A 22,935-nucleotide genomic window follows, 5' to 3' on the forward strand; every position below is an offset into this window, starting at 1 on the left:
TGCTTAAGCGTGAACAGGTGCCATGGATTATCCAGGCATACGGTTTAAAAGTTATAATCCAGCATCAGCTTATATTCGGTGGTAATAGCCTCACCGTGGGTCACCCAGCTTCCGTCCTGTTTTATCAACGAGCCAGTAACTTCTCCGGACACGGTAAAACGAGAGGTCAAAGGGTAATTCGCCGATACCTTCAGGAAGCGGTTGCGGGTATTCTGGAAGACTTCGCCATCTTCAGGCTGCGCATTGTATTTCTTATAATGGCCATACCCGCCGCTGAGCGTTGTGGATAATTTCCCCCAGTTGCGCCAGACGCCGACAGACGTGGTCCAGCTTTTTTCGTCAATATCGCCCCACTGCGCCCTGTCTAAAATGGCAGAGGCAAATTGCTGGCGGAACCAGACGCCGGTGGTGTTATTAATAATATATTGCACGCCAGGCTCAATCTGAAATGAACGCACGTCGCGGTCATTTTGCGATCCACCGCTGCGGCGGTGATCGATCTGCTGATACAAATAGTTAAAGAATGAGAAATTGTCCGTAACCCGAAGATCGGTAAAGAACTTAACGCGGCCTTGCCAGCGGTCCTCGATTGAGGCGCTTCCACCCATGACATCCCAGCCATAGCGCAGACGTTTGTAAAAATATTCATGGCCGATGATCAACTGAGTCCACTGGTTTTGGCTGAGGTAAGACTGATCCTCCCACGTCCCGTTATAGTGGGTGGTTCTGCCCTCAGAAAAAGCCAGATACCAACCGGGTAACGCATCGTGTCGCATCACGCCTTGTACAAACGTCAGTGAATCATTCCCGTTGTGGAAATGGCTGTTACGCCAGTTATTGTCCTCAATGGCATATTTCATCTTCAGTTGGCCATGAACGCGGCCACCGGCAGGATTGGAGGAGCGGGCTGAGGTCCACATAACCTCTTCATCCAGATAGGACCACGGATCCACGGCAACAACCTTTCCCGAGGGATCCTTCATGATGCTCATGCTCGCATTCGCCAGCGCGGGAAACAGAAGAGCAAAAATAACAGACAGGGCATGATAGTTTTTCATAATAATATCCCGTTAAATCATTTCTTTTATTTTCAACGTCGCGTGAAAATGGTCGTTTTGAGGCAGGCTAATACTCCACGGCTTTTCTTGCATGGAATACATCCGGGTACTGAATGCCGCTTTATTGTTTATATAAAAGACAGCAATTGAGTTTTGAATGAGAACGCGTAACTCAATTTTTTCCCCGATCGGAACATCTACCCAGGATTCCGCGTTAGCCTGATGAATCGACGCGAGCGGCGCGTTGAAAAAATAGACTTTTCCTTTGCTCTTATTGAACACAACGTTCAGCATCGCATCACTGACTCTGTCGTCGGTCAGACCAAAGCTCATCACCATTCCGGCAGAAGGAACATCAATAGTTGCGCTCAACTCACCGCGTTCAGGCAAGGCCGGGTACAGCGCCGACTGTAAGGGGCCGAACGACGTGGCCGTTTTAAGCGTTTTGGTGCTCGTTAAGGTGGTCACCGGACCAGGATTCTCACTGATGACCTTCTGAAGCTCCTGGGGCAGGATGCTGTTGAGCTGGCCCTGGTCATCTGCGGTGAGCTCATGAGCAACCAGATTCCCTGCCCAGTCAATGTTGCCGCTGTCACGGTTACCGGCTTTCGTCGGGATCCAGCCGAAAACAAACAGGCGATCGTTTTTGAGTACCAGTTTACCCGCGTAAAAACCCGAGCCGTCGACCACATAATTGCCCAGTTTCCGCCACGGCCCCTCCGGATTATCCGCAACCCGGTATTGTGTCAGGCGTAACGGCCATTGGTCGCTAAAGCTGAGATACCAGCGTCCGTTGAAGTAAACCAGTGTCGGGCATTCGAGGTTGGCATTGCTGGTGATGGTGTCGTTATCAAAAAATACGCCGCGATCTTCCCAGTGCGTTAAATCCGTTGAACTGTACCGGGCAATAACCCCACGACCGTTACTGCGGGTAGTAATTAACATCCAGTATTCTTTCTTTTCCTCAACCCAAACGACGTGAGGGTCCCGGAAATCATTACCCCGATAGTTACCGCCGGGTAAAATGGTGTCCTGCGGGTGTTTCACCCAGTGAAGGCGGTCCTTACTGGTCGCGTGCATAATAGACTCAACCGGGAACACATTTTCATTGTGTGCGGTGTACCAGGCATGCCAGGTATCGCCGACTTTAATAATCGAACCGGTTCCCAATAACAGTTCAGGATCGTCAACGTCGTTAACGTAGGGGATCACTTCGGAATGGTTCTGATAGTCATACAAGTTGGCACTCGACAAGAGATGAAAAGCATGTACCCCCAGATCGCTGCCGCCGCGGACATCATTAAGATAATAAATATCAAATTTGTCATCGTTAAAAACGGGCATGGGGTCGCCCACAAATGAACCGTCAACCCGCGGGAAAAAGCCATTAATATGGGTGATACTTTTATTCTGTAATGTTTCTTTCGAAGGCTGCGCCCAGGCAGGATTATTGCCGAGTGAAAGCGCAAGCAGCGCGACAGATGCCGCAACTATTAATTTTTTCATGCTACACCTGAATGTCAGAAGTTATAATTCACGCCAACCACGGTAAACGGGTTCCATGAGTGACCGGTCGATGTCCAAAGCCCGGTTTCTTTCGTAAATTGTGCTTTGAATTCACCGTATAATCGCACTTCACCAAATACCGGATAACTCAGCGTGCCACCGATAAACTTATACCGACCGTCATAGAAAACTTCGCTGGCATTGCTGGCGTTATCTATTTTGTCCTGGCCAAATCCAACATACAGGGAGGTTAATAATGGATACCAGTTTCGCCAGAGCCCAGCCGTGACTTTCCATTCTTCTTCGACAATATCGCCCCAGCTCTGACGTTCCTGGCGGTTATGGTAATAATAGGGTCGCAAATAGAGTCCGAGATCCGGATTCACGCGGTATTGAATGGCTGGCTCAATTTCGAAAATGTACTGCTCCAGATCGCCATTCCCCGGTTCATTACCCTGAGGCTGATATTCGCCATACGCGTATCCGGCCAGGCTCCATTTGTTGGACAGTCGCAGGTCCTGCCAGACCTTGAACCGGTTTTTCCAGCGTTTCGTTGCCGTTTCGGAGCCGACCATAACTTCCGTACCGATATTACCTCGCCAGGTTTCGAAAATATGGCCCACAAAAAATTCATTGATAGTATTGGTGCCTTGATAGTCCTGATTACTGAACTGTCCTTTATAACTGTCTTCTCTGGCATTCCAGAAACCGAAATACCAGTTAGGCAATTCATCGTGCCTTAAAAAAGCCTGAATGGTGGCGAGTTTAAACTTGCCGCTGTTTTTCTTATTATTGCTCCAGCGAACATCGTCAATTTCTATCTGAGACCCGATGTTTCCGTGCAGGCCACCCACTTCCATATTACGACCGATACTGTTCCAGTGAACCGGCGGATCTTCCTGCCTTAAACGCAACAGACTGACGTCTTCGGGGTTATCCCCTTTAGAACGCTTTTTCACTTCCGCTTTTTTATTCTCCGCGTGCGCCGATAACGTCACGGGCTTTGGCGAGGTCGTGAGTTCAGGTTGTTGACCTGCAGCAACCGGAGAAGACGAAGCATGAAGGGACGATTGTTCATTACCGTTATTGGCTGATGATACACTCGTACCGTTGGTGTCTGATTCATCCTGAAAATAGCTTTGATAGTTTCCTGTAACGTCTTCAGCAATGGCAGGAAATGCCGCTAATGTCACCATTAATGCCAGCGTCTGTTTTCCTGGAACAAATATGTTTTTATCTTTCGCGGTAATGCAATTTTGAGGTATTACGCTTTCATCCATTTTGCTCTCTCATTATTCCAGACAATAACATGCCAGCCAGAGACTGGCAGAAATAAAAACTCACCCTGCAAGAAACAGGTCGGAACGGAGAATTATTTATCTAAAGACCAGTATCCCGCATCGTATAATGAGGCCACACCCTGATTTGCAAACAATGAAATATCGCGCTCGCCCGGCTGCGGATAAATACGACTGCTTAAGCAAGCGTCACCATCGTTAACAAAAACTTCCACCGATGAGCGGTCAATAAAAATTCGCAGTGACAGAACGCTGTCCGCTGGTAGCGGAATACTGCGCGTGCCTTCCAGCGAATATTCCGGATAGCGGCGCTCCACCACCAGACGCCCGGCCTGATCGTCGACGTAAATTCTCAGCCCGTCGCCCAACGCGATACCAAACTGTTCAGCCGTCGATGCGCTCAAATCCCATGCCAGCTGTACTTCGACCGCGTCAGCATCTGCCGCGACAAGGACGTTCTGATTGTTCAGGCAGCGGACGGGCGTGGGATAATAGCTGCCACGCAGCGCGGTCACTTCGGCAGCCGGTTTCATTCTCACCCGGCCATCGACAAGGCTTAATTCGCGCGGAAGCGAGAGCATTCCGGCCCAGCCATCCTGCTGTTCGGGCATCGGTGATTCCCACATATCCAGCCACCCGATGACAATGCGTCGGCCATCCGGGGTCACGAAACTCTGCGGGGCATAAAAGTCGTGGCCATGGTCCAGCTCAGTAAATTGTCCGCTGTGGGTGAACGGTTGACCTGGCTGCCAGTCCCCAAGTAAATAGCCACTCTGGAACAGGTTGCGATAGTGATACCCTTCCGCCGCCATGCCCTGCGGCGAGAACATCAGGACACGCTTCTCTCCCAGGGTGAAGAAATCCGGGCATTCCCACATAAAGCCCTTGCCTGCATCAGCCTCGGCGAAAATACCCTCGTCATGCCATTCGCGGAGATCGGTGGAACGGTACAGGCGCACCTGGCCGGTATTTTCCACGCGGGAGCCGACAACCATGTACCAGAACTCCCCTTCGCGCCACACCTTCGGATCGCGAAAGTGATGCAGTCCGGGCGGTGTATCAATCACCCTGCCGTGCCGTTCAAAATGGATGCCGTCACGACTGGTCGCCAGACACTGCACTTGGTAGAGGTTGTCGTCTGTGTCCGACGGGCCGTGAAATTTATGTCCGGTGTAGATGAGCGCCAGCGTATCGCCGTCCACCACGGCGGAGCCGGAGAAACAGCCGTCTTTGTCCGCCGGGCCTTCCGGCGCTAGCGCGACGGGCAGATGTTCCCAATGCACCAGATCTTTGCTTCGGGCGTGTCCCCAGTGCATCGGTCCCCATTTCGGGGAATAGGGATGGTGTTGATAAAAGGCGTGATACCAGCCGTCAAACCATACCAGGCCATTAGGATCATTCATCCAGCCTGCGCGAGGGGCGAGGTGATAGCGCGGATACCAGCGCGGATTAATCCCGGATTGTGCTTTTTCAAGCACCTGTTCAGCCTGTTCTAATAAGGATGTCATCGTCTTTACTCTCAGTACATTACACAGCGTTTTGCTGCAGAAAAGATGGCTCAGATGAGGATTTAGTTGAGCGCAAAAGGAAAATGGAAATAAACGTGGTGCTGAACACCATGATGCCCATGATCAGATAGGATTGGGCGAAGCCAAATCTCTCATAGCTAAAGCCTGCCAGCGGGGACAAGACAGTGCCAATGACGGAGCTGGTGCAGGCAAATCCCACCAGATAAATGGTGGAGGAGAGACGTTTGTCGAAATTCAGGCTGTTGTATTTAAATATGGCGACTAACAATATTGGCAGTTCGACCGCGTGAAGCAGTTTGGTAATGGAGATAAGCAAGGGGCCTTCCACCAGCCCGGAAGCAATCATGCGCAGCGCCATCACCATTCCTGCGAATATCAGGCCATTTTTAGCGCCAATGCGATTAACCAGCCACGGCGCACAAAACATACCCGCGGCCTCAAGAAAGACCTGGAAAGAGTTTAAATAGCCAAACATCTCGTTCCCTTCTCGTAATGTCGGGAACTGTGACGAGAAATAGACCGGGAATTGCTGATCGTATACGCCGTAAATGCAGGTTCCGACCACGAAGAATATCAGCGCCCAGAAGCGCGGCAGAGTCAGCAGACGCAGGGCGTCTTCCAGAGAAACTTTTTTAGCGCCAATTTCGAGTTTCTCCATGCTTGCCGGCGCGGCCACCTTTAAGCGGGCCAGCAGACAGAAGAAGATTAACCCTGAGCATGACGCCACCAGGAAGTTAAGGTCAGGGTTGATATTAAACAGTAACCCGGCAAAAAACGTGGCAACCGCCCAGCCCAGAGACCCCCACATGCGTGCCCGCCCAAACTCAAAGGTACTCTGACGCGCAACGCGCTCGGTATAGGACTCCAGAACGCCGATACCGCCATTAAACGTCAGCCCAATAAATAAGCCCCCGAATACGCTGCCCAGCAGAATATTAACGCTCAGCAAGTAGCTAAAAAGCAGATAAGCCGGGCCGGAGAGGATCAACAACGCGGTGATAAACCATAACAAATGTTTGCGCAGACCAAGTCGGTCCTGGATAAAGCCATAACAGACCTGTGCGAAGAGCGCGGAGACGGATAACACGGAAAAAATAATGCCGGTTTCCGATGCCTTTAGCCCCACTTCCTGGTGAAGCCAGATTGAGAGAAGTGAACTTGATGAGGACCAGGTCACAAAGAAAAAGAACAGCAGAGCGCTGAGCAGCATGTAACTTCGAGTAGGCCGTTTTTTCATCTACGTAATCTCGCAAGAAGGATATGCTAAGATGGTAACGTTAACATTTCAGGCGTACACTCGATTTTGATGTGATACTCGATGTTAATCACAAAAGTTAACGTTAACATTAATGTGTTGAGATCGCGCTCAAACTTTTGAGCGTGACTTGCGTAACCCTGGGTGTCGGTGCCTAGAATAGGACATTCGCATTGGCTCACAACACCTTACCGGGTCGAATGCATTCAGATAATGGAAAGCTATGGCGTCTTTAAAAGATGTGGCCAAATTGGCCAATGTATCGCTCATGACGGTTTCACGGGTGCTCAATGACCCGAAACGCGTAAAGCCTGAAACCCTGTCCCGTGTGCAGGAGGCGATCCTGCAGTTAAATTACGTGCCTGACCTCTCAGCCCGGCAGGTTCGTCGTGTCGGCTCCCGGAACAAAACCATCGGTGTGCTGGCGCTGGATACCGTCACCACCCCTTTTTCGGTAGAAATCACGCTGTCTATCGAAGAAACCGCACGGGCGTATGGCTGGAACAGCTTCGTGGTGAATATGTTTACCGATGATAACCCTGACGATATTGTCGACCTGCTGCTCGCCCACCGGCCCGGGGGGATCATTTTCACCACCATGGGGCTGCGTGAAGTGAGCATCCCTCCCCGGCTACTGGAGCACCCTTGCGTTCTGGCCAACTGCGAGAACACGGGAGAACCGGTTGCCAGCTATATACCTGACGATGAACAAGGCCAGTATACGGCCGTACAGGCCTTGCTGGCGGCGGGATACAGCCGCCCTCTCTGCCTGCATTTACCTGTCAACCATCTGGCGACGCGTCGCCGCCGTCGGGGGCTTGATCGCGCCTGCCGTGAAGCCGGTATCGATCCTGATACGCTTGAGCACTGCTATATGCAATTCGGCGATGAGCACTACCGGGATATTCCGGAGATGCTGCTGGCGCATATCGTTCAGGGGAAACCGCAATTTGATTCAGTCATCTGTGGTAACGACCGTATTGCCTTCATGGTGTATCAGACGCTGTTAACGCAGGGTATCCGAATCCCACAGGATATTGCTGTTCTTGGCTACGATAATCTTGTCGGCATCGGAAATTTGTTTTTACCCCCGCTATCCACGGTCCAACTGCCGCATTATGAGATTGGGCGCTTAAGTACCCTGCACATTATCAATGGCGACACCCACAAGGATAAGGTGCTGGTCGAGAGCCCCTGGCTCAGGCGCGAATCCTGTTGAGCAAGAGAGGCCGCATACCGACAACCTTTTGACAGTCACCTGGGGACATTATGCAAAACGAATTTTACTGGATAAACGAACCCGCCGAATGGCATAGCGAGAACAACACGTTATCGGTCGTGACCGACGACCACACCGATTTCTGGCGCCATACGTGGTACGGATTCGAGCGTTTCTCGGGCCACATCTACGCGACTGACGCGGCGGGTGATTTCACGTTTCAGACTCAAATCCGCGCTGATTTCAGCACGCTCTATGACCAGGCGGGGATCATGCTGATGTCGGACGAGCAACACTGGCTCAAGGCCGGGATTGAATACAATGATGGCGCGCCGGCCATTGGCAGCGTACTGACGTTACAGGCCTCCGACTGGGCAACCGGTATCTTCCCGGGTAACCCCCGGGAGTTCTGGCTTCGCCTGACCCGCAAGGGAGACGCGTTGCGGTTACAGTACTCAGCAGACGGGCTTTCGTGGCCTTTGCTGCGTTTATGCCATTTCCCGTCGGGGCCAGTGAAAGTCGGTGTCATGTGCTGCACGCCTGAACGCAGCGGCTTAGCCGTCGAGTTTAGTGATTTCAGTCTCGCTCCGGCCATGGATAAAGCGCTGCACGATCTCAGCTGATTTACATCGCGCCATCCGGTTCTACGAGCCGTTGATGGCGCTGCCTGAGCTTCCACCTGGATCACACTTTTCCCACCCGACCATTCCCTTAAAATAAACAGGTGATATTATTCACCCCGTAAATACCTCTCAACTCAACCCGAGGCTTTGATGCTGGAGAATGTCATCATCCGATAATCAGCTCCCCGACCTTTCAGGCCGGACTGATTATCAATGCGCCGAAATCGAATGCGGACACCGCGGTGTGTTTGCACGTTTTGCACATGATGATTAAACAGGTTTTCCAGTATGAATTTATCCCGTCAGGAACAACGTACCTTACACGTTCTCGCCAAAGGTGGACGTATTGCGCACGTCCGCGATAGCTCAGGCCGCGTCACCGCCGTTGAATGCTACAGCCGCGAAGGGCTGTTGCTCGCCGACTGCACGCTCGCCGTCTTCAAAAAACTCAAAACCAAAAAGCTGATCAAGTCCGTCAACGGTCAGCCCTACCGCATTAACACGACCGGGCTGAACAGCGTTCGTGCCCAGCCAGATAATCGTTAAGGAGAGGATGATGGATATCCCACGTATTTTTACCGTCAGCGAAAGCGAACACCGCATTCATAACCCGTTCACCCCGGAAAAGTACGCCACGCTGGGCCGCGTGTTACGCATGAAGCCAGGCACGCGCATTCTCGATCTCGGCAGCGGCTCGGGGGAGATGCTCTGCACCTGGGCGCGCGATCACGGCATTACCGGCACCGGCATCGACATGAGCCGACTTTTCACCGAACAGGCAACGCGCCGTGCTGATGAACTCGGCGTCAGCGAGCGCGTGCGTTTTATTCATGACGATGCGGCCGGATACGTCGCAGATGAAAAATGTGATGTGGCGGCCTGCGTAGGCGCCACCTGGATTGCCAGCGGCGTCGCCGGAACAATGGCGCTGCTGGCAAAAAGCCTCCGGCCTGGCGGGATGATACTCATCGGTGAACCCTACTGGCGTCAGGTTCCTGCGAGCGATGAGGTAGCCCAGGCCTGCGGCGTCTCGTCCATCGCAGACTTTCTCACCCTGCCCGACCTGGTCGCCTCGTTCGACGCGCAGGGCTATGACCTGGTGGAAATGGTCCTCGCAGACCAGGAAGGCTGGGACAGATACGAAGCGGCGAAATGGATGACCCTGCGTCGCTGGCTGGCGGAAAACCCTGACGATGACTTTGCACAAGAAGTTCGGGCGGAGCTGACAATTGCGCCCAAACGCCACGTCACCTACACACGAGAGTACTTTGGCTGGGGGGTGTTTGCGTTGATTGCCCGATAGCCTGAAACAGGCGGTATAGCCTTAACGACTATACCGCCTTCACGCATCAGGTATTAAGGCGGCTCAGGATAATATGAACGCGGATTCCGTCACGTTTACCCACGCTTAATCACCGGGATATCGCCCGTATCATTTAACGCCCCTGGAAATGTTTTTAACCACTGAGCGACTTTTTGTTTATTGATATTCACCACACTCATCCCTTCCAGGCATCCCCATAATTCTCTTGTATGCTGCGGCGTGATCACAATACAGTCTTTCATCACCCGGATTTTAACCGGCATACCGCTGATAAACCCTGCCCGGGTTAGCCAGTCTCCCCCCAGCGGAAGATATTTATTATCTATCCGGGCATAGAATTCACAGCAGGCGGAACTTGCTTCCGGCGTTTCTGCGCGGGGATGGACTGGCGCGGCACTGGTCTGGTTGCCGTGAAGTCGGCGGGTACTGTTTTTGCGTACCAGCTCGCGGTTTTCAATCATGCCGGTGAAAGCATCTGATTCTATTTTGCAAACCGTAAACTCTGGCTTAAAATTCGGCGCAGCCATTTTCAACTCCTTCTTAGTTGGTAGTGGTTAGCGGTATGGGGGTGTTGCAGCACCTTCATATCGCGAATTCTCTCTTTAAATTTCTCTGATACTTCCTTTGCCGTTCGGCGTAATTTCTGATGTGTATTATACAGGGCTGAATATAAATACAGCGTTTTTTGGTGGGGTAAATTTAAAAAATGCGAGTGGGATTCAGAAATCATACGGTAGTTGGTTGGCATTTTTTAGATATAAAAATTCTAGGATAGCAATGAAAGAGCTAACATCAATTATTTGAGAAAGGCGCCCAAGGCGCCTTTATGGCTTAGTCGAAGAATATACTTTGTATCATAAACGATAATCTATTAATTAAAGCAGAAACGATTTTATGCCAATGAGGCTAATTGCCGTCATCAATAAACAAAAGGATTGACGGGATGACAAACGGGACAAACACCCCTGCCGGGCTAGAGTGCAAAGTACAAATGCAATGATAAGCACACCATAAGCGGAAGGTGAGGCATTTTTTAGTTCTGTCAGGAGATTTAAATCCATACTGTCAAACCTCCTTACCAAAACTAAATTCAATACGTTGCAGGGTTGGGTTGATACGCCCTCCCATTGCAAGCAGTTCTTCAACCAATTTTTCAATCGGCCCGTCAGTTAATTCATTACCATTAAGACTGTATCTTGTGTAATGAAATTGCTTACCATTTACTCCGCTGATCGCTTTTTCAATCAAACCTTCATTATGAACTCTTCCAAATGACAAGCGGCCTACATAGCCGGATAGTTCCAACGTCTGTAAGAGATAGCTAGCAAATCCAATAAAATATGGTACAAACCATTCCCTACGAAATAATGCATCGAGTCGATCAATTGTGGGGAAAAAGTAGCTATCCAGCTCCGTGCAATCATAATTTAGCTCGACTCCATTAACCTCTAAGTAACCATACATACGCAGGCCAAACCACGGGAAATATAGATGTGGATTAATTCTGCTGGCCTTGCCTTTTTCGCCTATTGTCTTAGCCAATAAAATTAGGCAACGGTCCGCTCTTCGTAAACCTTTAGACCAGGATACAGGTACGGCAGTTCCCCAATACTCTTCGTCATAAATATAGCGGTAAAGCAAAATGAGATCATGCTGGTTAAGCTGAGCGATGCGATTGCTCACCACAGCTTCAGTTAGCGTTCCCGGCATCGCATTGAGAGCTGAAAGCTCTGCCAACTCCGCAACAGATATGTTGTTTCTATGCAATTGCAGAGATTCTCGCACTTCTGCTATTTTATTCTCGGCGATAATATCTGTCGTTTGACTATGCCGGGCGGTCAGATCACTCCAGCTTTTGAAATGGTAAAACCAGGCAACCATTTCCTGAGCATGACCAAGAGGAACATTACAGTGATTTCTGAGAAAACGAGCATGTTTGCGTAGCTGTTCTTTCTCTGGAGGCGGGAGATCAATGACATCATCATTGAATGCTAATTCTGAGAGCATATCATTTCCTTTATGTAATACCCTGCGGCCTGTAAACACAGAGCTGGAAAAGAGTGCTCTGTTAAAGCTAGATGTTAGATATGCGCGATGGCAAATTTGTCTACAGGCTGACCGGTCTGCGCGAACCTTATTAATACATTAGAAAATTTTGGCATTCTGTGTCAATAGGCATTTTTAGCTTGTACATGTGGTATGAAAGAGGCACCGAGCGTAGACCAATAACGCAGCGCTCACCATCCCTGAGCGCCAGACAACTTTAGCGAAGAACAAAGGCCAAGCCGTCGGCGTAGAAGACGACGCCAACAAGCGGGTGGACGATCTCAGCAAACCAACTAGCGGGGATACGCAATGAAACGGATGATGCTGTCCGGCTCCCTGCTGCTTGCATCACAGCGACAGTTTACCTGGCTTCAGGTTACTCGCCGCAGATTAACCGCAGCGATCCGTTACTCTGGCGTATAACGCTGTACGCTACGATTTCCTGCGTGGGCTGGCGTCTGTATGACCAATTCCCACCGTATCGCCCGGCGACTCGCCGCATCGCACAGTGGTTTATCGTGCTGGAGGTGTTCAGGTGGCGACCTACAGCTAGCTGGAATATTTTCGACTTGGTGGTCAATAACGGGCTATGGAATGCGATCAGTGCTACCGGGTTATTCGCCCGGCCACTGCTCTGATTAAGCTGCTGGCGCTGTGGCTACAGGCCAGAAGCCAGGGGGCGGATGAGGGCAATAAAGCCGCGCTTTCTTTGGTATGGACCGAGCACCTGATGTACACCTCGTTGCTGGTCATTATGTTTACCTGCGTGCCAATGTTGAACATCGACCTCGATACCATCAAATATGACACCACACGCTCGAAGCAGTGCGGGATGTCAGTACCGCAACCCGCCGATACCGGCTATCAGCCGATTATTAACTCGCTGGGCGGTAAAACCGCCGCCGTCCCGGTCTGGTGGTACTTTATTCATGTGATCAGCAAAGGCATCACCAGCGCAACGATTGCTACCCTGCCCTGCCAGCCGGACCTCCGCCAGATCCGTTTTGAGGTGCAGCACACCCGGATTAAGGATCCTGCTCTGGCTCAGGAACTGCGGGATTTCGTTGAGGAGTGTTATGCCCCTTCCCGCGCCCGTCTGAAATTTCGCACTGGAGAGCTGGACGATGACACCAGTGACGATACGGCCTGGGTGGGATCATCGTACTTTCTCAACACGGCTGGTTACTACGATACCGATCATGCACTTTCACCACATAGCGACTGGTCGTATAGCGCATCACGCGATGCCGGGCTGGCCGACACTGGCGCTGGCGGCTACCCCACCTGCAAACAATGGTGGGCGACGACACCGTTGGGCTGAAGGCCCGACTCCTGCAACTCCCGGCCCCGGATATCTGGACAGCGTTTAAAAAGATCGGTCTGCCGCAAGCGGCATATGAAGAGGCTGTGCTGCGCTCGCTGGTCAGTGAACGCAATATGCAGGTATCGCAGAACGGGCGCGTTTATCCAGGCTATGGAGGTAATGTTGATGGCACTGTCGCCAATGCAGCCACCCGGCTGGCATCCAGCGCCGGAAATATCCTCGGCAGCATAGCGGCGTTCCCGGCATTCGACAGCGTGCGCCAGGCGTTACCGATGGTACAGGCGCTACTGCAAATGGCGCTGGTGATCTGTATTCCACTGGTAACACTATGTTCGGCATGGGATGTGAAGGCGGTGATGACGCTAACGTTTGTGCAGTTTGCGCTGTTCTTTCTCACCTTCTGGTGGGAACTGGCGAGGTGGCTCGATAGCTGGCTGCTGGATGTACTCTACAACAGCGATACCCACAGTAGCTGGAATTTGGCCGGGATTCAGAATACGCAGGATGACGTAATTATCAATCTGGTGATGGGGTCGATGTTTCTGGTGCTGCCGACGTTCTGGCTGGGTGCTATGACTTGGGCAGGAGTGAGGGTTGGCGTGGCGGTGAATGGAACACTGACAGGTGGGGTTAAGGTGGCGCAGGATAGTGGGGGGAAGGCTGGGGGGATGATTATTGTGAATAAACAATAGTTCTAATAAATATACCTAATAATCTAAAGAAAAAAATTATATGCACTTAGTTATTTTAACAGAGCATGAAGGTGAACATTAATTCACCTTCATCCCTAAGGTTTTGTGCACTTATTCATTCATTGATTGAATGGCAAATTTTTCTAACATATTAGAAGATGGATGATTTGCAAGAGATACTAGCTGATTAACTAACGCGATAGGGACAATAGCATTCTCATACATGTCACACTTCAGATGTTCAACAACATTAAGAATTTCATCTAAATTAGAAAATGAATTTCTATTTAACTTTTTTATTTCTTCACTGGTTTTAATAGGTATAGTTAAAACCCAAACCCTATCCGATTTGCTACGATAAATCAATTTTCCACTGTAATAGGAAGTTGAGGCATATGGAGGAACCTTATCTAATTCCTCTTCAGTAGAAGGGCCAGGAAGTATATGCTTATAAATATAATTATTAAAAAGTGGCAGCGCTTGACCTTTTAGCAAACAAGCACTATCTCCAGAAGAGATTTGCTCTGCATGTTCAACAAAAGAACCTGATTTTTCTAAGCCGACTAATTTTAGCGAATGCTCATCAATATATAAATTACATAACTCCCTCATATCTTTATGCAATTTCGCCGTTTGTCCAAAAAAGCCTAAAGGACCATCTTTAATGAAAAGAAATCGTTTCAAAAATGAAGGTTTCCGAGTTACAATTTCTTTTATACAATGAACAATAATTATATGCTCAATCACATTCGTCAAGTATCCTAAAATACCGCTAGCCCCTAATTCCTCATCTACAACCTCATGAAACCTTAAAATATCAATAAGATTAAATGTCTCCCCACCATAGACAAAATACCCTTGACCATCTATATCAAATTTATTAACAACAACATCTTTAAATATCTCACCATTCCGTTTAGGCAAACTCCCAAATGTTATTTGGTGAAGAGATGAATCACAATCAATGCTTTTCCTTTTAAACTCATGAAATACCAACCACTTAAGTGTATCTATATATTTTTTACCGTCCCTACTCTCATTAAAAAATTCAATTATAGGTATTCTGACAGAATCAACCATTGAAAGAGAATCTAAAGACGTTGCCTTTGTAGGGATAGCAAGTTTAAATCTTGCTAGTTTTTTAAATTTTTCCATTTTTTCTGGATGGATAAAGGGATAATCCCCCAACTGTTTTAAGTCATCCAAACTAAATTCCAGTCCACCAAATTGAAAGAATGCAACCTTCGAGCTCGGATAATTTTTCCTTACAGTTACCTCAGTATAACCACCATCGACAGCTATGATGGTCGTTACGTCTCTAGATGCACCTGTATTTATTTCAATAGAATGCTCAAGGACATCTTTTTTCGACTCTTCATTGGTAGACGGGAATTTACATCTTTTCATCAAGTTTTGAACAGAAGGATCATTGATCACATGAGTATGCTGTGATTTACTAGCCCACTCGAATGGGCGGTTGCCTTTTGCATTATAGCTCATCACATACCCTTATTAGCTAAAAAACGATCAATTTGGACTGGAACAATAAAAGGATTTGTATAAGTTTTCATCCTAACAAAGCCTTTATCATTGGTTGCAGAAAAATTAACTAATGAATGTGTGAAATCTTTAAAATCATAATATTTCTCAAGTTCTTTTGTTTCATCAATATTATTTAGATGTGCGATAAACCAGTTTTGTGTATTCTTTAATATATTCGAGCTAATAGAGCTAACCTCTTGAGTAGCATATATCATCCCTAAGTGTAGCTTAGCTCCTTCTTTTGCAATTCTGTTATATATCTGACTAAGATCTTTATCATCTTTTTTAGGAAATAAGTTATGCGCCTCTTCAAAATAAAATTGGATAAAATTATTTGGAAGGTTATTGATAAAGCGATCCATAGAGATGTTAAATGTAGAACGGCAAATTTTCTCAGAGAATAATCGCTGAACTACCGGTTCCCCCTGTGACAAGTCAACAATAACAATTTTCCCTTGCTGTAGCAGACGAGGAATTTCTATTTCAAACGATTCATCCATACTTGTAGTGTGTAAATTATGCAATTGTTTTACACGAATTTTCTTATAACCACTTACTTGATTTTTTTTACCCGGTAATTTGTAAGTCGTTAAAAATACCATCATTGATTTTAAATCATCATTTGCCCATTCATATCCTTTCTTATTTATATAATCTTTAAAAAACTTCAGCTCGTCATACTGTTCCCATACTCTTTCAAACCATGTACAAGCCTCTTCAAGGGTTAATCCTTGTTTAGGATCCAAAACTCTACCCTCTAGGATTTCACCATTAATTTCTGCCGCTCCAGTAAATCTAATTTTTTCACCATTTGGCGCCTTGAAACCAGCTCTGTACAAACAACATTTATAGGCAGCAACTAATCTATTATATCTTGTCCATTCTGAACCATTCAGATTTGTGCTTTCAGGTTTTTCAAAACTAACAGCAATAAAGTTGTTAACATAGTCGCCCCCTAAAGATTGCTCTTGAAAGTAACTAGATATAAGACTAAAACCACTTTCAATGTCTTTAAAGAAATTAACTTTCATCACTTTAAAATCATTTTTCTCTAATACACTATATCTATAAACTTTTTCTTTATATAAATCATATATAGCTGTTCCAGAATCCTGTCTATTTGCATTTGCATACTCACCATTCACATCAAATATAATCTGCCCTACTGGAAATGTTGGACTTCCAGAAGATGTAAACTCAGATGTTTCAGGAGAAGCTGAATCCAATAGTATTAAAGCTTTTCTTGAAATTTCCTCTGTTGCTTCTATCACTTTCTTTACAGTATTCGACTTACCAGTACGGGTCATCCCAAACATAGCAGACCTTTTTCCTAAAAAATCTTTAGGATTTACCCATACATTAACATTTTCCTCTTGAGATTGATGTCTACGGCTAGATGAATATCTTACGCTACCAATTTTAAATTCAGAGTCCTGACCAACTAAACCGCCATCATCTCGTTGGTTTACTATAAACTCAAGAACATCTCTATTGGCTTTGTATACAGTGTAATTATTAGCTGCATAAAAGTTCTCAAGGTCAGCACCAAATTCTATATTACCTTTCTGTGTTCTATAAAATACTCCAAGAACCCTACATTCTAAACCTGAAAAACTAAATTCGTAACGTGTAAATTCATCTAACTTCCCGCCTTTCAAACTACCAGCTCGCCCTGATATATCTAAGTTATCCTTGTAATACTCTATCATTGATGATATTACATCATTATCAGTAGGGAGTTTTGTCTGAGAAAGTGCCCTAAGCAATACTGCCTCTTCAACACCGTCTTCACCATCGTAAAATGCAAGTAGAAAACAACCGGCTGGTATCCCTTTAACCTGTGCTTTCCAGGCATCACAAACTAACAGCCTAGCAATATCATAAGATAAATAGAACGGTCGACCAACAAACTGTTCCTTATTTCTACCTTCTTTTAATAAATCTGTTGATAAAGCCGCATTTAAATTCATACTATTTCCTTTTTCAATTCAGGGTCTTCAAATCTGACTTTTGATTGTTCTGCGTATTTCTCATCCGCTTCTATTGCTAACCATCTTCTTTTTTTTAATTCTGCACAAAATCCCGTTGTATTACTACCACCGAAAGGATCAAATATAAGATCGTTTTCATCTGTTAGAAAATCGATAAAGAAATTAACTATACCTTTATTCATTCGTGCTGGATGAGGTTTAATACCCATTTCCTTGCATTTTCTAATAAAAAAATCATTAGATGATACATTTGAAAAAGACATTACATTATGAGGTAATCGAACCTCTCGAGATTCATCTATAGGCTCAAGTTCAAAAAAATTGTGGGATATACTTCCACCATGATCCTTTAGAAAACCTTTTTCACTAATTTTGTGTTCAGATGGTCGCATTCCAGCATTGTAGGTTTGGCGCTCTAATAGTTTTCGCATACTTTTACTATAAGGCCGTAAGACTTTTTTATTGTCTGCTTTCGGATAATCAGTCTTAGCAAGCCACCAAACATGGGTATAGCTATCAACAGTACGCAACCTATTAACTGTGACCCATTGAGCAGGAGATGGCAATTTTGCAGGGTTATAGCAAATAAACTCCTGAATTAATCTGAGCTCAGAATTCTTCTGTTTTGTCATTTCAAACAAACATTCTAAGTGCAAAGTTGATTGCACAGGCCTCTCCGGTTCCCAAGCGTTACCTATCTCAATGACAAGTGAACCATCATCAGCAAGGAGTTGATTAAATATAGGTGTCAGTTTTTTAAACCATTCTCGGTATGCTTCGCCTATCTCATTTCCATATTTTTTCTTATTATTCAATGGGAAAGGTGGTGATGTAACGATGAGGTTTACTTTCCCTACGTATTTACTGATGTCCTCGTCATTAAGGACATCAAGAGAGTCCCCAAGATAAAGCTTTCCAAGTTCTGTTTTATAGTAGAGATTCATATGGTATTGAATACCTTGTAAATTTATCAAGTTTTCTAAAATCAAATCTGTGTTTTCTCAGCTACTTTCAGCCCAAGTAACACAGAGTCTCAAAGGGACTGAGATTCTTAAGTTCGCACGAGAAATCTATCCCTTACAAAATTCTTTTGCTGTTAAATGTTTCAGGTTTTCAGCGCATTTGAGCATTTGTAGACACAATTCTACCGTATAGCGCATCTGAGTGTACATTCTAAGACGTCAATCATAATCTGTTACAGTAGTAACAATATATTCAATAAAACCAGATAGTTCACTTTAATCACGAGTAAATTACCCTATTGCTCAATAACCAAAGTTGTGCATAATTCAAACTGATTTGTCCGCAACCAGAGCCTTAAGGTTGCCACCCTACCCGGTGAGGCTCGCCTTTTCGTCCGCTCCGTATCATCCTCGCGGACAGCGCTTAGCGCCTGATACATCCTCTACCCCACCATGCAGGGAATTCCTCCCTGTCGGGCGGTGTTTCTCTGCTTTCATCACTGGAGAAATACTATGCCAACTTCATCCATCACTGAAGCAACTTCCTTATCATTGTCTATCTCATCTGAGGCCTGGGAAAAGGTAGTCAGTTTTCCACCCGATCCCTCTCAGGAAGATGACCGCCTCGAAAACCTGATTGTCGCGACCATACTGACATTCAAAAGCGCAGGCCCGGACCGTAAGAGTATCAATTTCGGTCTGTACTGTTTGCCCGCAGACGGCAGCAGCAATGTACCGCTGATGACGCCGCTGCGCTTAATCATTGAAGATGACCACCTGTTGGTTACTGCCCTTCACACCAGCTGATTACCTCAGCATTCTTCACTACCCGTGCCGGGCGATTCCCGATCGGGAGCGTCGTACCCGGCTTCTTTATCATGAGGTTACGCTTATGAACAGAAGCAACGATCTTTACCAGAAAGTCACCGATGAAATTATCGCCGCGCTAGAGAAAGGCGTGATCCCCTGGGTTCGCCCGTGGCGGGAAGGGGAACCGGTGGTGCCGATGAATGCCCTGTCCGGGCGGTTTTATCACGGCATCAATATTCCTCTGCTCTGGAACAGCGCAGAACGACAGGGATATGAGAGCGATCGCTGGCTGACCTTCACACAAATTCGCAATGCAGGCGGAAACATCCGCAAGAACGAAAAATCCACACTGGCCGTGTTTTATCTGCCCCAGCAACGCGAGGTAGTGGACAGCAACGGAAATACGGTTCTTGATGCTGACGGCAACCCTAAATTGACATCCTACGCCGTAGTACGCGAGTTCCGGCTGTTCAATATTCAGCAATGTGAAGGACTGCCGGAGGCGTTTTCACAGCCTGTCGTGATGGTCGATGATCCTATCGCCACCGCTGAGCAGGTTGCCCGGCAAAGTGCGGTGGTGATCACTCACCGACGCCAGAACCGGGCGTATTACTCGCCGGGGCGCGACTGCATCATCATGCCGCATCCTGAGCAGTTCGCCTCACGTGAGGATTATTACGGCACGCTGCTGCATGAACTGACGCACGCTACCGGACACGCTTCACGGCTGAACCGGGATGGCATCACTGCCGGAAAGCATACCTTCGGCGATCCGACGTACAGTTTTGAAGAGCTGGTCGCCGAAATGGGAGCGGCTTTCCTGTGTGCTCATGTTGGCATCCAGTCGAAGCTACAACATGACAGTTACATCGCATCGTGGCTGAAGGTGTTGCAGCAGGACAAAAAAGCGATTTTCCGCGCCAGCGGATTAGCGCGTAATGCCTGTGAATATCTGCTTGAACAGGCACAGCAGCCGTTAGCGCTGAGCGCATGACCTTCATATCAACGGCGGAGCATCCTGCTCTGCCGTTTTTCTCCACTTCAATAAATTTGCGCTGCCCAATAAACAATTTCGCCCCAAATCTGACGGCACCAAAAGGCAAAATCCAAAGGGTGAAGGGGAAGAGAGTGAAGGGGTAACGGGCTTACCCGAAAAAGGGGAAAAGGCCATTATGCGGATATGGCTGACGCGCAAAAAGCAAAACACTACACCATCCACTGGCGAACCAGACGTCACGGAGGGATGGCTGCATCCTGAATCCGCGCAAACGCTACTGGCTGAAACTACCCGCCAACAGTTGATCCAGTTTATTCGGCAGAGCACCGCCCTTCCCGCCTCACTGTTTGAACGCTTCTGGCTGATACCAGTCCACCGCTTCGCAGAACTGGCGCAGTTGTTTCCGGCCTCGGAAAACCACCACCATTCCCACGCGGGCGGTCTGCTCGATCACAGCCTTGAAGCCGCCTGTTATGCCGCACGACTGCGGCAGAGTTATCTTTTTCCGCCTGATGCAGCGCCGGAAGATCAGGCTGCTCAGTCCGAACGCTGGACCACCGTTATCATCTACGCCGCGCTGCTGCACGATCTAGGCAAACTCATCACCGATATTGAGGTGGAAGATGCCAGCGGGCAACGCTGGTTTCCATGGCATGGCCCGCTAACCCAGCCTTATCGGTTTCGCTATCTGCCGCAACGTGATTATCTGCGCCATCCGGCTGCGGCAGCCCTTCTGCTTACCCAACTTCTCCCACCGGAAAGCCTAGACTGGCTCGCTGCTGATTCAGTTGCCTTATCCACCCTGCTTCACTGCCTGAACGGGCAATATCAGTATGCCGGGCTGGCAGGTGAACTGGTGCAGAAAGCCGACCGGGCGTCGGTGGCATTTAATCTCGGCGGCGATCCAGTTAAGGCTATCCATCGTCCACAAACCTCGCTGCCGCAGCAAATCATCGCGGCCCTGCGCGACCTGCTGGCGCATGAGTTCCGGCTCAACAACCCGAACGGCGGTTCTGACGGCTGGCTGACGGAAGAGGCGCTGTGGCTGGTCAGCAAGAACGCTGCCGATGCAGTGCGTGGCTGGTTGTTGCGCCAGGGGATTGACGCCGTACCACAACATAACGTGCGGCTGTTCGACGAGATGCAGGCACACCAGTTGCTTATTCCCTGTGAGGATAAAGCCATCTGGCATTGCCGGATTGAGGCCAGCGGCGGCTGGAGCAGTGAGCTTACGCTGCTGCGCTTTTCTCCTTCGCTGATTTGGGAAGATCCACAACAGCGGCCCGCAACATTCAGTGGAACTGTTACGCCAATAGCGGAAGTCCAGAATGAGACAGAAGCAGTGATTGCAACGGACGCGGTAGTAGAACAACTATCCCCTCAACCCGAACAGAACGATGCCCTACTTTCAGGCGAAGCATTCTGGCAGTGGCTGGTGCGTAACGTTCAGGCCCAACATCTGGAAGTCAATGAACCTAACGCCCGGATTCATACCGTCGCCGGGTCGGTGTTTCTGGTGACGCCCGGTATTTTCAAACTCTGGCTTAGCACCTGCGGTCAGAATGTCCCAGAAGAATACTGGCGGGAGGTACAGAAGAAGTTCCAGAACCTGAATCTTCACCGAAAACAAAAAAACGGCCTCAACATCTGGCACTGCGCCGTTGTCGGCCCACGCCGTTGTTCACGTCTGAAGGGATATCTGCTTGACGATCCCACGCCGCTTTTTGGAGATGACGTTCCCTTTAATAACCCTCATCTCTTGCTCAGTGAAGGAGAAGACACCCATGACCTTTGAACAGCTCCTGGAAGAGTATTTTTTTGCCCGCCTGCTACGCCCTGATACCCAGAGCTGCTATTGCACGGCAGTAAATCAGTTTACCCACTGGCGCAACGTGTTACCCGCCGAAGTCACACCGCATATGGTGCTGGAGTGGCGTCATTACCTGCTAAATGTGCGATGTATCAAGCCGGTGAGCTGGAATCACTATATGCGCCATATGCGGGCCTTGTATAACTTCGCGATTGAACAGGGATTACTGGAGCAGTTCATCAATCCATTCCAGAAAACATCACTGCGGGAATCCCGTAAGAAAAAGAAAACCCTGACCCGCGAGCAAATCCTCGCATCCCGCAAAGTGCTGAACCAGTTTATCGAACGGGAGAGAATGCAGCGCGGCTATCGTTCACCTTTGTATCCTGCATGGTTTTGGTTGACCGTGGTTGAAACCTTCAACTACACCGCTATCCGGCTGAACCAGCTTATCCATCTGCGCATTAAGGATGTCGATCTGGTCCATGACACGCTGTTTATTCAGAGCGAAGGCAGCAAAAGCCATGATGAACATATCGTTCCCATTGCCTCCCGGCTTCGACCCTATCTGGAGCATCTGCTTGAAGAAGCTAAAACAAGAGGAATACGGGCTGACGATCAGTTGTTCAACATCAACCGCTTCAGTCGGCGGACGCTGCGCCAGGGTAAACCGATGACAGAAAATCAGGTCAGTTATTTCTTTGCCAAACTCAGCGATGCCTGCCACAGCCGGTTTTCATCACATCGCTACCGTCATACCGTGGCCACAGAATTGATGCAGAAACCGGAGCAAAATTTGTATGTCACGCAGAAACTACTCGGCCACCGCGATATTAAGGTGACGCTCAGCTATATTGAACACAATGTCGAGATGCTCAGAAGTTGCGTGGAGAGAGATTGACAAAACAGGGAGTGAGTGAAAAGATCCGGCCCGAGGCTTTATAAACAA

At 48.2% G+C, this 22,935-nt stretch carries 18 protein-coding genes and 2 pseudogenes; 10 read left to right on the top strand and 10 right to left on the bottom strand.

Going from position 1 to position 22,935, the window contains the following annotated elements:
• Positions 1–44: 44 nt before the first annotated feature.
• From AM410_RS04225 to AM410_RS04245, 5 genes are all read right to left on the bottom strand, one after another.
• Positions 45–1,058, bottom strand: a complete 1,014-nt coding sequence (locus tag AM410_RS04225) for an OmpG porin family protein (RefSeq protein ID WP_063925699.1) — start codon at positions 1,056–1,058, stop codon at positions 45–47.
• Between the two features lie 12 nt (positions 1,059–1,070).
• Positions 1,071–2,564: a glycoside hydrolase family 32 protein gene (locus tag AM410_RS04230; RefSeq protein WP_108647543.1), complete on the bottom strand. Its 1,494-nt coding sequence runs from the start codon at positions 2,562–2,564 to the stop codon at positions 1,071–1,073.
• Between the two features lie 14 nt (positions 2,565–2,578).
• A complete protein-coding gene (locus AM410_RS04235) occupies positions 2,579–3,844 on the bottom strand; it encodes an OmpG porin family protein (RefSeq protein WP_108647545.1) in 1,266 nt (421 codons plus the stop codon).
• Between the two features lie 92 nt (positions 3,845–3,936).
• Complete coding sequence (locus AM410_RS04240) at positions 3,937–5,370, bottom strand: glycoside hydrolase family 32 protein (protein WP_050737550.1); 1,434 nt, start codon at positions 5,368–5,370, stop codon at positions 3,937–3,939.
• 19 nt (positions 5,371–5,389) lie between these two features.
• Complete coding sequence (locus AM410_RS04245) at positions 5,390–6,628, bottom strand: MFS transporter (protein WP_014168436.1); 1,239 nt, start codon at positions 6,626–6,628, stop codon at positions 5,390–5,392.
• Positions 6,629–6,869: 241 nt separating this feature from the next.
• Here AM410_RS04245 and AM410_RS04250 point away from each other — a divergent pair, with 241 nt between their 5' ends.
• The 4 genes from AM410_RS04250 to AM410_RS04270 all read left to right on the top strand — a co-directional run bounded on the left by AM410_RS04250 (position 6,870) and on the right by AM410_RS04270 (position 9,791).
• The gene (locus tag AM410_RS04250) at positions 6,870–7,865 is read left to right on the top strand and encodes a LacI family DNA-binding transcriptional regulator (protein ID WP_108647547.1); all 996 of its coding nucleotides are present in this window, start codon (positions 6,870–6,872) and stop codon (positions 7,863–7,865) included.
• A gap of 50 nt (positions 7,866–7,915) precedes the next feature.
• Positions 7,916–8,488, top strand: a complete 573-nt coding sequence (locus tag AM410_RS04255) for a DUF1349 domain-containing protein (protein ID WP_047356922.1) — start codon at positions 7,916–7,918, stop codon at positions 8,486–8,488.
• 288 nt (positions 8,489–8,776) lie between these two features.
• Positions 8,777–9,034 carry a YjhX family toxin gene (locus AM410_RS04265; RefSeq protein WP_014168433.1) on the top strand — a complete coding sequence of 86 codons (258 nt, stop codon included), beginning with the start codon at positions 8,777–8,779 and terminating at the stop codon, positions 9,032–9,034.
• 10 nt (positions 9,035–9,044) lie between these two features.
• A complete protein-coding gene (locus tag AM410_RS04270; RefSeq protein ID WP_108647549.1) occupies positions 9,045–9,791 on the top strand; it encodes an SAM-dependent methyltransferase in 747 nt (248 codons plus the stop codon).
• A gap of 95 nt (positions 9,792–9,886) precedes the next feature.
• Here the strand turns inward: AM410_RS04270 and AM410_RS04275 are convergent, their stop codons facing one another.
• Both AM410_RS04275 and AM410_RS04280 read right to left on the bottom strand, forming a co-directional pair.
• The gene (locus AM410_RS04275) at positions 9,887–10,339 is read right to left on the bottom strand and encodes a SymE family type I addiction module toxin (protein WP_108647551.1); all 453 of its coding nucleotides are present in this window, start codon (positions 10,337–10,339) and stop codon (positions 9,887–9,889) included.
• Positions 10,340–10,877: 538 nt separating this feature from the next.
• Positions 10,878–11,819, bottom strand: a complete 942-nt coding sequence (locus AM410_RS04280; RefSeq protein WP_108647553.1) for a hypothetical protein — start codon at positions 11,817–11,819, stop codon at positions 10,878–10,880.
• Between the two features lie 348 nt (positions 11,820–12,167).
• Between AM410_RS04280 and AM410_RS04290 the strand changes: the two are divergent.
• Positions 12,168–12,388 (top strand): annotated as a pseudogene (locus tag AM410_RS04290) (hypothetical protein); the annotation flags it as partial.
• A pseudogene (locus tag AM410_RS04295) lies at positions 12,386–13,874 on the top strand (conjugal transfer protein TraG N-terminal domain-containing protein). The pseudogenes AM410_RS04290 and AM410_RS04295, both read left to right, overlap by 3 nt.
• Before the next feature lie 111 nt (positions 13,875–13,985).
• Here the strand turns inward: AM410_RS04295 and AM410_RS04300 are convergent.
• From AM410_RS04300 to AM410_RS04310, 3 genes are read right to left on the bottom strand one after another with little or no spacing between them, the layout of a single operon-like run.
• Positions 13,986–15,374, bottom strand: a complete 1,389-nt coding sequence (locus tag AM410_RS04300) for a hypothetical protein (protein ID WP_032681761.1) — start codon at positions 15,372–15,374, stop codon at positions 13,986–13,988.
• Complete coding sequence (locus AM410_RS04305; RefSeq protein WP_032681762.1) at positions 15,374–17,386, bottom strand: ATP-binding protein; 2,013 nt, start codon at positions 17,384–17,386, stop codon at positions 15,374–15,376. The genes AM410_RS04300 and AM410_RS04305 overlap by 1 nt, the downstream gene beginning before the upstream one ends.
• Positions 17,383–18,351, bottom strand: coding sequence for a DNA-methyltransferase (locus tag AM410_RS04310; protein WP_032681763.1), 969 nt, complete (start codon positions 18,349–18,351; stop codon positions 17,383–17,385). The genes AM410_RS04305 and AM410_RS04310 overlap by 4 nt, the downstream gene beginning before the upstream one ends.
• A gap of 531 nt (positions 18,352–18,882) precedes the next feature.
• On the opposite strand from AM410_RS04310, the gene AM410_RS04315 reads away from it, so the two are divergent.
• From AM410_RS04315 to AM410_RS04330, 4 genes are all read left to right on the top strand, one after another.
• The gene (locus AM410_RS04315; RefSeq protein ID WP_032681764.1) at positions 18,883–19,176 is read left to right on the top strand and encodes a hypothetical protein; all 294 of its coding nucleotides are present in this window, start codon (positions 18,883–18,885) and stop codon (positions 19,174–19,176) included.
• An 85-nt stretch (positions 19,177–19,261) separates the two neighbouring features.
• The gene (locus tag AM410_RS04320) at positions 19,262–20,173 is read left to right on the top strand and encodes an ArdC family protein (protein ID WP_108647555.1); all 912 of its coding nucleotides are present in this window, start codon (positions 19,262–19,264) and stop codon (positions 20,171–20,173) included.
• Between the two features lie 178 nt (positions 20,174–20,351).
• Positions 20,352–21,971: a MobH family relaxase gene (gene mobH, locus AM410_RS04325; protein WP_032681766.1), complete on the top strand. Its 1,620-nt coding sequence runs from the start codon at positions 20,352–20,354 to the stop codon at positions 21,969–21,971.
• Positions 21,961–22,887, top strand: coding sequence for a tyrosine-type recombinase/integrase (locus AM410_RS04330; protein ID WP_032681767.1), 927 nt, complete (start codon positions 21,961–21,963; stop codon positions 22,885–22,887). Before mobH ends, AM410_RS04330 begins: the two co-directional genes overlap by 11 nt.
• Positions 22,888–22,935: the final 48 nt, after the last annotated feature.

This window comes from Enterobacter cloacae complex sp. FDA-CDC-AR_0164, assembly GCF_003071645.1.
Classification (GTDB): Bacteria; Pseudomonadota; Gammaproteobacteria; order Enterobacterales; family Enterobacteriaceae; genus Enterobacter; species Enterobacter ludwigii.

Excerpts from the sequence above, each read along its gene's own strand:
- AM410_RS04235 (WP_108647545.1), bottom strand. The coding sequence starts at position 3,844 with ATGGATGAAAGCGTAATACCTCAAAATTGCATTACCGCGAAAGATAAA.
- AM410_RS04330 (WP_032681767.1), top strand. The coding sequence starts at position 21,961 with ATGACCTTTGAACAGCTCCTGGAAGAGTATTTTTTTGCCCGCCTGCTA.
- AM410_RS04270 (WP_108647549.1), top strand. The coding sequence starts at position 9,045 with ATGGATATCCCACGTATTTTTACCGTCAGCGAAAGCGAACACCGCATT.
- AM410_RS04280 (WP_108647553.1), bottom strand. The coding sequence starts at position 11,819 with ATGCTCTCAGAATTAGCATTCAATGATGATGTCATTGATCTCCCGCCT.
- AM410_RS04240 (WP_050737550.1), bottom strand. The coding sequence starts at position 5,370 with ATGACATCCTTATTAGAACAGGCTGAACAGGTGCTTGAAAAAGCACAA.
- AM410_RS04250 (WP_108647547.1), top strand. The coding sequence starts at position 6,870 with ATGGCGTCTTTAAAAGATGTGGCCAAATTGGCCAATGTATCGCTCATG.
- AM410_RS04310 (WP_032681763.1), bottom strand. The coding sequence starts at position 18,351 with ATGAATCTCTACTATAAAACAGAACTTGGAAAGCTTTATCTTGGGGAC.
- AM410_RS04315 (WP_032681764.1), top strand. The coding sequence starts at position 18,883 with ATGCCAACTTCATCCATCACTGAAGCAACTTCCTTATCATTGTCTATC.
- AM410_RS04255 (WP_047356922.1), top strand. The coding sequence starts at position 7,916 with ATGCAAAACGAATTTTACTGGATAAACGAACCCGCCGAATGGCATAGC.
- AM410_RS04320 (WP_108647555.1), top strand. The coding sequence starts at position 19,262 with ATGAACAGAAGCAACGATCTTTACCAGAAAGTCACCGATGAAATTATC.
- mobH (WP_032681766.1), top strand. The coding sequence starts at position 20,352 with ATGCGGATATGGCTGACGCGCAAAAAGCAAAACACTACACCATCCACT.
- AM410_RS04230 (WP_108647543.1), bottom strand. The coding sequence starts at position 2,564 with ATGAAAAAATTAATAGTTGCGGCATCTGTCGCGCTGCTTGCGCTTTCA.
- AM410_RS04225 (WP_063925699.1), bottom strand. The coding sequence starts at position 1,058 with ATGAAAAACTATCATGCCCTGTCTGTTATTTTTGCTCTTCTGTTTCCC.
- AM410_RS04300 (WP_032681761.1), bottom strand. The coding sequence starts at position 15,374 with ATGAGCTATAATGCAAAAGGCAACCGCCCATTCGAGTGGGCTAGTAAA.
- AM410_RS04265 (WP_014168433.1), top strand. The coding sequence starts at position 8,777 with ATGAATTTATCCCGTCAGGAACAACGTACCTTACACGTTCTCGCCAAA.
- AM410_RS04275 (WP_108647551.1), bottom strand. The coding sequence starts at position 10,339 with ATGGCTGCGCCGAATTTTAAGCCAGAGTTTACGGTTTGCAAAATAGAA.
- AM410_RS04245 (WP_014168436.1), bottom strand. The coding sequence starts at position 6,628 with ATGAAAAAACGGCCTACTCGAAGTTACATGCTGCTCAGCGCTCTGCTG.
- AM410_RS04305 (WP_032681762.1), bottom strand. The coding sequence starts at position 17,386 with ATGAATTTAAATGCGGCTTTATCAACAGATTTATTAAAAGAAGGTAGA.